The organism is Enterovirga sp. (genome assembly GCF_028290205.1).
In the GTDB taxonomy this organism is placed as follows: domain Bacteria; phylum Pseudomonadota; class Alphaproteobacteria; order Rhizobiales; family Beijerinckiaceae; genus Enterovirga.
The window spans coordinates 1-7,932 of record NZ_JAQGKF010000237.1; the positions used below are offsets into that span (position 1 = coordinate 1).

8 protein-coding genes are annotated in these 7,932 nt (G+C 69.7%); 4 read left to right on the forward strand and 4 right to left on the reverse strand.

Features of this window, described 5'->3' with window-relative positions; translation table 11 throughout:
• Positions 1-168 precede the first annotated feature (168 nt).
• Positions 169-576 (forward strand): GtrA family protein, encoded by a 408-nt coding sequence (locus JWR86_RS16585; protein WP_299567484.1) that lies wholly within the window; start codon positions 169-171, stop codon positions 574-576.
• 1 nt (position 577) lies between these two features.
• Here JWR86_RS16585 and JWR86_RS16590 read toward each other — a convergent pair whose 3' ends face one another.
• The 3 genes from JWR86_RS16590 to carA form a co-directional block, all read right to left on the reverse strand.
• Positions 578-1,267 carry a class I SAM-dependent methyltransferase gene (locus JWR86_RS16590; protein WP_299567486.1) on the reverse strand — a complete coding sequence of 230 codons (690 nt, stop codon included), beginning with the start codon at positions 1,265-1,267 and terminating at the stop codon, positions 578-580.
• A gap of 13 nt (positions 1,268-1,280) precedes the next feature.
• Positions 1,281-1,661 (reverse strand): hypothetical protein, encoded by a 381-nt coding sequence (locus JWR86_RS16595; protein WP_299567487.1) that lies wholly within the window; start codon positions 1,659-1,661, stop codon positions 1,281-1,283.
• Between the two features lie 108 nt (positions 1,662-1,769).
• On the reverse strand, positions 1,770-2,990 hold the full coding sequence (carA, locus tag JWR86_RS16600; RefSeq protein ID WP_299567488.1) for a glutamine-hydrolyzing carbamoyl-phosphate synthase small subunit: 1,221 nt from the start codon (positions 2,988-2,990) through the stop codon (positions 1,770-1,772).
• Positions 2,991-3,113: 123 nt separating this feature from the next.
• Between carA and JWR86_RS16605 the strand changes: the two genes are divergently transcribed.
• Positions 3,114-3,575 (forward strand): GatB/YqeY domain-containing protein, encoded by a 462-nt coding sequence (locus JWR86_RS16605; protein WP_299567490.1) that lies wholly within the window; start codon positions 3,114-3,116, stop codon positions 3,573-3,575.
• Between the two features lies 1 nt (position 3,576).
• Here the strand turns inward: JWR86_RS16605 and JWR86_RS16610 are convergent, their stop codons facing one another.
• Positions 3,577-3,903, reverse strand: coding sequence for a hypothetical protein (locus JWR86_RS16610; protein WP_299567491.1), 327 nt, complete (start codon positions 3,901-3,903; stop codon positions 3,577-3,579).
• Between the two features lie 113 nt (positions 3,904-4,016).
• Between JWR86_RS16610 and dnaG the strand changes: the two genes are divergently transcribed.
• Together dnaG and JWR86_RS16620 are read left to right on the forward strand one after the other, a co-directional pair.
• Positions 4,017-5,909: a DNA primase gene (gene dnaG, locus JWR86_RS16615; RefSeq protein WP_299567494.1), complete on the forward strand. Its 1,893-nt coding sequence runs from the start codon at positions 4,017-4,019 to the stop codon at positions 5,907-5,909.
• Between the two features lie 579 nt (positions 5,910-6,488).
• A partial coding sequence (locus JWR86_RS16620) for an RNA polymerase sigma factor region1.1 domain-containing protein (protein WP_299567493.1) occupies positions 6,489-7,932 on the forward strand: 1,444 nt, incomplete at its 3' end.

Below are 7,932 nucleotides of genomic sequence, written 5' to 3' on the forward strand. Positions count from 1 at the left end.
TCAGGGCGGCGGCATGTCGGCCGTGGACGTCGCCCGCCTCGGGCTCGACGGCTACGAGGCGGGGCGGGCCGTGGTGATCCCCGGCGCCGGCAATCGGGCGCTCTCCGTCCTCAGCAAGGTCGTGCCCCGTCTCCTGGTGCGGCGCGCCGCCGGCTGGCTGCAAGGCTGATGGCCACGTTCGACGTCCCGGCTCTCGCCCGCCAGTTCAGGACCTTCTTCGGCGTCGGACTCCTGGCCGCGGTGGTCCATTACGGGCTGCTGCTCAGCCTGGTGGAGGGCTACCGCATGGACCCGGTGCCGGCGACGCTGACCGGCTATGTCTGCGGCGGCGTCGTCTCCTACCTACTCAATCGCCGGCTGACCTATCGCAGCGCCCGGCCGCACGGCGAGGCGACGTGGCGCTTCATCGTGGTCTCGGCGGTCGGCTTCGGCCTGACCTGGCTCGCCGTGTCAGCCCTGGTGCGGGGCCTCGGCGTGCCCTACCTGCCGGCCCAGCTCGTCACCACCGGCCTCGTGCTGTTCTGGAACTTCTCGGCGCACAAGCTCTGGACGTTCCGAGGCCCGCCGGTGCCGTGAGTCAGCCGGCTGTCCCCACAAAGGTCATGCGCTTCTGGTTGTGGCCGATGTTGCGGTCGGCGCGCCGGGCCTCGAAGCCGCGCTCGGCGAGGAGCGACAGCATCTCGGCCTCGCCGTAATGCGTGAGGCCGAGTTCGGCCCGGAGCTGGCGGTAATCCGATAGGGCCGTGCGGACGAGCCCCTTGGCGGCCGCCACCGTGAAGCCGCCGGACCAGGCGAAGCGGAGCAGCGCGGCCACATCGTCCAACGGCCCCGTCTCGTGCGGGATGACGTCGCCCAGGACGAGCCGGCCGCCCTCCTTCAGCTTGCTGTGCCAGAGCCCGAGCAGATCGTGGAACTCCTCCGGCGCGAGGTATTGCAGGAGCGAGTTCGCCACGACGAGGTCCACGGAATGGTCCTCGAGCCGGCCCGCCTGTTCGGGCGCGATCACCTCGATCTTCGGCTCGGCCGCAAAGCGCGCGGCCAGCCGCTCGCGCACGAGCGGTGCGCCGTCGCACAGGATCAGGCGCCGGCAGGAGGCCGCCACCCGGTCCGCGGACAGGGCCTCGCCGCAGCCATGGTCCAGCACCACCGCGTCCGGGCCCGGAACATGGCTCGCGATGTCGCGGGCGATCAGCCCGTAATGCAGAATCTTGTGCCGCTCGCTGACATAGATCGGCGTGTCGGCGTTCCAGTAATCCCGCCAGCTCATGCCCGGGGCTGGGTCACCAGGCCAGCAGCAGCACGGACACGGCCCGGTGCAGCGCCAGGCAGACCACGCCGAACGCCACCGCGCCCGCGATGCCGAATTCCAGGGCCTGGCTGCGCAGCACCTGCGAGCGCCGGATCACGTCGCCACAGCAGGCCACCAGCAGCCAGCTCAGCGTCATCAGCGCCGGCAGGCTGAACAGGAAGGACAGCGTGCTCTCCGGCCGGCCGGCCGGATCGATCAGGCCGCGGATGTTGCGCAGCCAGGGCGCCTGTGTGGCCGCCAGCGCGGCCACGATCCAGGTCAGCGAGACGGCGATGCCGTAATGCTCGAGGAAGAGGCGGTGAAGGCGCGAGAATTCGTCCGCCCGCGCGCCCTGCGCTACCCGAGTCTGCATGCCCGCCCCCATTCGCGAATCGACGTCGAACCGTCGTCCGCCGTTGTTGAGGGAGGGTTAACCGCCGGTCCGGGGCGGGACAATCGGGCAAAAGCGCCGCAGCCCCACTCAGCCGCGACCTGTGGCGTTCGCGCCGTCCATGAGCTGCACGAAGCGGGTGAACAGGTAGTGGCTGTCGCGCGGCCCGGGCGAGGCTTCCGGATGGTACTGCACGGAGAAGGCTGGCCGATCTGTGAGCTCGATGCCGCAATTGGTGCCGTCGAACAGCGACACATGGGTCTGTGAGGCGTGAGCCGGCAGGCTCTGCGGATCGACCGCAAACCCGTGGTTCATGGACACGATCTCGACCTTTCCGGTGGTGTTGTCGCGCACCGGGTGGTTGGCCCCGTGATGCCCGTGCCGCATCTTCACGGTGCGGGCGCCGAGCGCGAGGCTCATCAACTGGTGGCCGAGGCAGATGCCGAAGGTCGGCACCTTGCGGTCGAGGATCTCGCGGATGACCGGGACCGCATAGGCCGCGGTCGCGGCCGGGTCGCCGGGGCCGTTCGACAGGAACACGCCGTCCGGGTTGAGCGCCAGGATCTCTTCGGCCGTGGCGGTGGCCGGCACCACGGTCACCTTGCAGCCGGCATCGGTGAGCAGGCGCAGGATGTTGACCTTGATGCCGTAATCGATGGCCACGACGTGGAAGCGGCCGCCGCCCTGGCCCGTCCGGTGGCCTTGGCCGAGTTCCCACACGCCCTCGGTCCAGTTGCCCTGCGTGTCCCGGGTCACCATCGGGACGAGGTCGAGCCCCTCCATGGACGGGAGTTCGGAGGCCCGGGCGGTCAGGCTTTCCCGGTCGAAGAGCCCGGCCGGATCATGGGCGATCACGGCGTTCGGCATGCCGCGGTCACGGATCAGGGCGGTCAGCGCCCGCGTGTCGACGCCCGTGATGCCGATGATGCCGTGAGCGCGCAGCCAGGTGTCGAGCGAGCGGGTGGCCCGCCAATTGGCCGGCTCGGTGGTGGACGAGGCGAGGACGAGGCCGCGCACGCCGGAGGCCGGCGCCAGCGGAGTCGTCTCGGTGTCCTCCTCGTTGGTGCCGACATTGCCGATATGCGGGAAGGTGAAGGTGACGATCTGCCCGGCATAGGACGGATCGGTCAGGATCTCCTGGTAGCCCGTCATCGAGGTGTTGAAACAGACCTCGCCGGCTGCTTCCCCGACGGCGCCGATGCCGGCGCCCTCGATCACGGTGCCATCGGCCAGGACCAGGAGGGCCGTCGGACGCGGCTCCTCCCAGGCAGCGATCTGCGTGTCGGTCGACGCCGGGGCGTGTTGCGGCATAGCGATGTTCCGGGTTATGGCGCGCCATTCCGGCAAGGCGGCGATGGGCTTGCGCGACGCGACATCTAGGTTCGCGGGCGGCCCTCGTCAACGAAACGGCCCTGCCGAGAACGGATACCGGCCATGACCCTGCGCGCGCGTTTCACCGACGAAATCAAGACCGCCATGAAGGCGGGCGACAAGACGCGGGTCTCGACGATCCGCATGGTCCAGGCGGCCCTGAAAGACAAGGACATCGAGGCCCGGGGCGGCGGCAAGGAGCCGATCCCCGAGGACGAGATCCTCGCCCTGCTGCAGAAGATGCTGAAGCAGCGCCAGGAATCGATCGCCATCTACGACAGCAATGCCCGGCCGGAACTCGCCGCCGCGGAGCGCGAGGAGGCCGCCATCATCCAGGGCTTTCTGCCGCAGCCGCTGGGCGAGAGCGAAACCGAGGCCGCGATCGAGGCGGCGGTGGCCGAGACCGGGGCGAGTTCGGTCAAGGACATGGGCAAGGTCATTGCCAAGCTGCGGGCCGATTATGCCGGCCGCATGGATTTCGGCCGGGTGAGCGGCCTCGTGAAGGCGCGTCTCTCCGGCGCCTGAGCTAGGAGCACGGGTGCCGGGCGGCCTGGATCAGCACGATCCGGCCGCGCCGGTCCTCGGTCCAGTCGATCCGGGTCTCGGAAAAGCACGGCAGGTTCGGCGGCTGATCCAGCGCGGAAAAGCGTCGCGCCACCGGGTCTTCGATGAGCCGGAAGCTCTGAGCGGCGAGGTCGGCCCTTAGGCGCGCCGCGGGCGAGCCCGGGCGGTACAAGGTTGCGATCCGGGCTTTAAAGGCCGCGTCCCCTCCCCTGTCTGCGATCGGCGGCAGGGACGGCGCGCAAGCCGCGAGCCCGAACAGCGTGACGACGAGGGCGGCGGAACGAAGCACGAGCTTTCCTCGGAGAACCGACCCAGGATACCGCGCCGGCCGCCCGGATGGCGAGACGCCACTCTGCCGGGACCCGGTTCGGCCGTGCTAGAGCCGTGACCGAGGTCCCGTCCGTGCGCTATCCGCCCCACCTGCTCGAAGAAATCCGCGCCCGCCTGCCCGTCTCGGCGGTGGTCGGCCGCCGTGTTCAACTAAAAAAGGCCGGCCGAGAATGGCGCGGCCTGTCGCCGTTCAATGCCGAGAAGACGCCTTCCTTCTATTGCAACGATCAGAAGCAGTTCTACCACTGCTTCTCCTCCAGCAAGCACGGCGACATCTTCACCTTCCTCATGGAAACGGAGGGCCTGTCCTTTCCGGAAGCCGTGGAGAGACTGGCCGGAGAGGCCGGGGTCGACCTGCCCAAGGCGTCCCCGGAGATGGTTGCGCAGGAGCGGCGCCACCGCACTCTGCACGAGGTCATGGACCTCGCCTGCGCCTTCTTCGAAGCCGCGCTGCACCGGCCGGTCGGCCAGGAGGCCCGCGCCTACCTGCAGCGTCGCGGGCTCGGCGCCGACATCCAGACCCGGTTCCGGATCGGCTACGCCCCGCCGGACCGGTTCGCGCTGCGCGACCACCTGGCCAGCCGGGACGTCACGGCCGAGACCATGGCCGAGGCCGGGCTGATCGTGTCGGGGGACGACGTCGCGGTGCCGTTCGACCGCTTCCGCGACCGAATCATCTTCCCGATCGAGGATTCGCGCGGCCGCGTGATCGCGTTCGGCGGCCGCGCCATGAGCGCGGAGGTCGCGGCCAAGTACCTCAACTCTCCGGACACCCCGCTCTTCAGCAAGGGCCGCGGCCTCTACAACCTCCACCGGGCCCGGAAGGCGGCGCATGAGGCCGGGTCCATCGTGGTGGTCGAAGGCTATGTGGACGCCATCGCGCTCGATTCGGTCGGGCTCGGACACGCCGTGGCGCCCCTCGGCACCGCGCTGACGGAGGATCAGCTCGCCCTGCTGTGGCGCATGGGCGACGAACCCATCCTGTGTTTCGACGGCGACCGGGCCGGGCAGCGGGCGGCCCATCGGGCCGTCTCCACGGCGCTGCCTCACCTCGCGCCCGGAAAATCGCTCCGCTTTGCCATGCTGCCCGAGGGGCAGGATCCGGACGACCTCGTCCGCTCGGGTGGACGGGCGGCGATGGATGGCGTGCTGGCGGCAGCCCGGCCGCTGGTCGACATGCTCTGGGAGCGGGAGGCCGAAGCCGCCCCGGCCGACACGCCCGAACGCCGGGCCGCCTTCGCGGCCCGCCTCCGGGAGGCCGTCATGGCCATTCGGGACGAGACGGTCCGGCGTTTCTACCGGGACGAGGTCGAGACCCGGCTGCGGGAGCGGCGCCGCGGCCCACCCGGCGGCGGCGGCCCGGCCGACCGCAAACCGGCCTTTCGCGGGGCGGGTTCGGGTTGGGGCGCGCCTCCGACCACCGGATACCTCGGGCGGCCGCTCGCCTCCGTCAGCCAGGGACTGGTCGCCCGCTTCACGGGTCCGACCGGGAGCGCGCCGGCCCGGGAGGCGCTGATCGCGGCGGCCCTGCTCGCCCACCCGGCGATCCTCCGGGCCGAGGCCGACGGTTTGGCGGCCCTCGATTTCGCCGATCCCGACGCGCGCGCCGTGAGCGACGTCCTGCTCGATTGTGCGCTCCAGGATGAGGCCACAGACCCGGCGGTGGTGGAAGGGCGGGTGGAGCGCGCCGGCCATGCCGCCGCGCTGGCCCGGATCCGGACCCGCGTCCGGCACGGCGACCGCTGGATGCTGTCGGAGACCGCCGATCCGGTGCGACTCGGGGACGCCCTGCGGCAAGCCTTCACCCTGCAGCGACGATCCCGGACGCTGCACAGCGAGAAGCGCGCCGCCGAACTGGCCTTCTCCGAAGACCCCAGCGAAGCCAATCTGACCTGGCTCCGGGAGGTGAACGCGGAACTCTCCTCCCTGGACGGAACGGAGGCCGAACGGGGCAGCAGCACCTGAACAGGGGCGGCCGGGCGCTGCTTTCCCGGATCGCGGGGCGGGTCCGGCGCACCGGGTTGAAGTTGTCCGCCGCATGCGGGCGAGCGGCGGTTCAATGCAGTCTTGTCCAGCAAACGGTGGAGACGCCGGCGCCGCCCACATCGACCATCTACCCGGTCGAGACCGCCGTCACGACAGCCTTCATCTTGCAAAGAAGGTGGCGGACGCTACATAGCGGGAAGCGGCAGCCGTGCTGGGCTTCAGCTGCGATGGGGCGAAGCTCTCCTGACCTGGCTCATGAGGCCGAGCCCGGGGTCTCGCCCTCGACGGCACGGAAGTCGAGCGCGGGTGCGGCTGACGCCGTCCGCGCCCGCGAAACTCCGAACAGGCCGAATGTGCGGCATGGTCGGAGAGCCCGCCCGGCCGGTTTGCACGTTGGTTAACGGTTGATCAACTCGGATCGCCGTCTATGGAGTGATGTGGCGGGTGGCAGGCGCGGACGCGGCCTTGCCGCCCTTGACGCGTTGACGTGGCCGGGCTGAGGCGCATGCCGGGTCCGGTCCCGCCGAGGCGCGCCGCCGTCGAGACACAAGGCTGATCATGGCAACCAAGACGACGGAACGGGACGAGACCGAGACGGCAACGGAGCCGCAGAGCGACGGGCCGCTGCTTGATCTGTCCGATCAGGCCGTCCGGCGCATGATCAAGGCCGCCAAGAAGCGCGGCTATGTCACGCATGAGGAGCTGAACGAGGTCCTCCCGTCCGACCAGGTGGATCCCGACAAGATCGAGGACATCCTGTCCATGCTGTCGGAGATGGGCATCAATCTGGTCGAATCCGAAGAGACGGACGAAGGCCCGAAGGAGGCGGACCCCGCCGCCGAGGACGACGAGCCCGAGGGCGATGTCGTCGAGGCCGCGCCGGCTCGCGCCGTCGCGGTGCGGCCCGACGCCCCGGCCAAGGAGCCGACGGACCGCACGGACGATCCGGTCCGCATGTACCTGCGCGAGATGGGCTCGGTCGAGCTCCTGTCGCGCGAGGGCGAGATCGCCATCGCCAAGCGCATCGAGGCCGGCCGCGAGGCCATGATCGCAGGCCTGTGCGAAAGCCCGCTGACGTTCCAGGCCATCATCATCTGGCGCGACGAACTCAACGACGGCAAGGTTCTGCTGCGCGACATCATCGACCTTGAGGCGACCTACGCGGGTCCCGACGGGAAGGGCGCGCCCAAGACGGACGCCACCGCGGCCCCCAACGGCGCCGGCGACGCCGTCCGCGCCCCCACGGCCCCGCGCACGCCCCCCGGCCCGCTGGGCGAGGACTCGGGCGACGCCATTCCGGCCGACGCGTTCGACGAGGAAGACGACATGGAGAATTCCGTGTCGCTCTCGGCGATGGAAGCCGAACTCAAGCCCAAAGTGCTGGAGACGTTCGACCGCGTCGCCTCCGCGTACAAGAAGCTGCGCCGCCTGCAGGACCAGAACGTCGAGCAGAAACTGCGCAACGAGGCGCTGACGCCCGCGCAGGACCGCAAGTACAAGTCCCTGAAGAAAGAGATCGTCACCGACGTGAAGTCGCTGTCGCTCAACCAGAACCGCATCGACGCGCTGGTGGAGCAGCTCTACGACATCAACAAGCGCCTCATCGGTTTCGAGACGCGTCTGATGCGCCTGGCGGAGAGCCATGGGGTGGGCCGCGAGGATTTCCTGCGCAACTACCAGGGGGGCGAGCTCGACCCCAAGTGGGTGCTGCGCATCTCCAAGCTTTCGGCCCGGGGCTGGAAGGGCTTCGTGGCCAACGAGAAGGACCGGATCAAGGACCTTCGCGCCGACATCCATGCGCTGGCGACCGAGACCGGCCTCGAGATCCTCGAGTTCCGCAAGATCGTCCAGATGGTGCAGAAGGGCGAGCGCGAAGCCCGGCAGGCCAAGAAGGAAATGGTGGAGGCCAACCTGCGCCTCGTCATCTCCATCGCCAAGAAATACACGAACCGCGGCCTGCAGTTCCTGGACCTGATCCAGGAAGGCAACATCGGCCTGATGA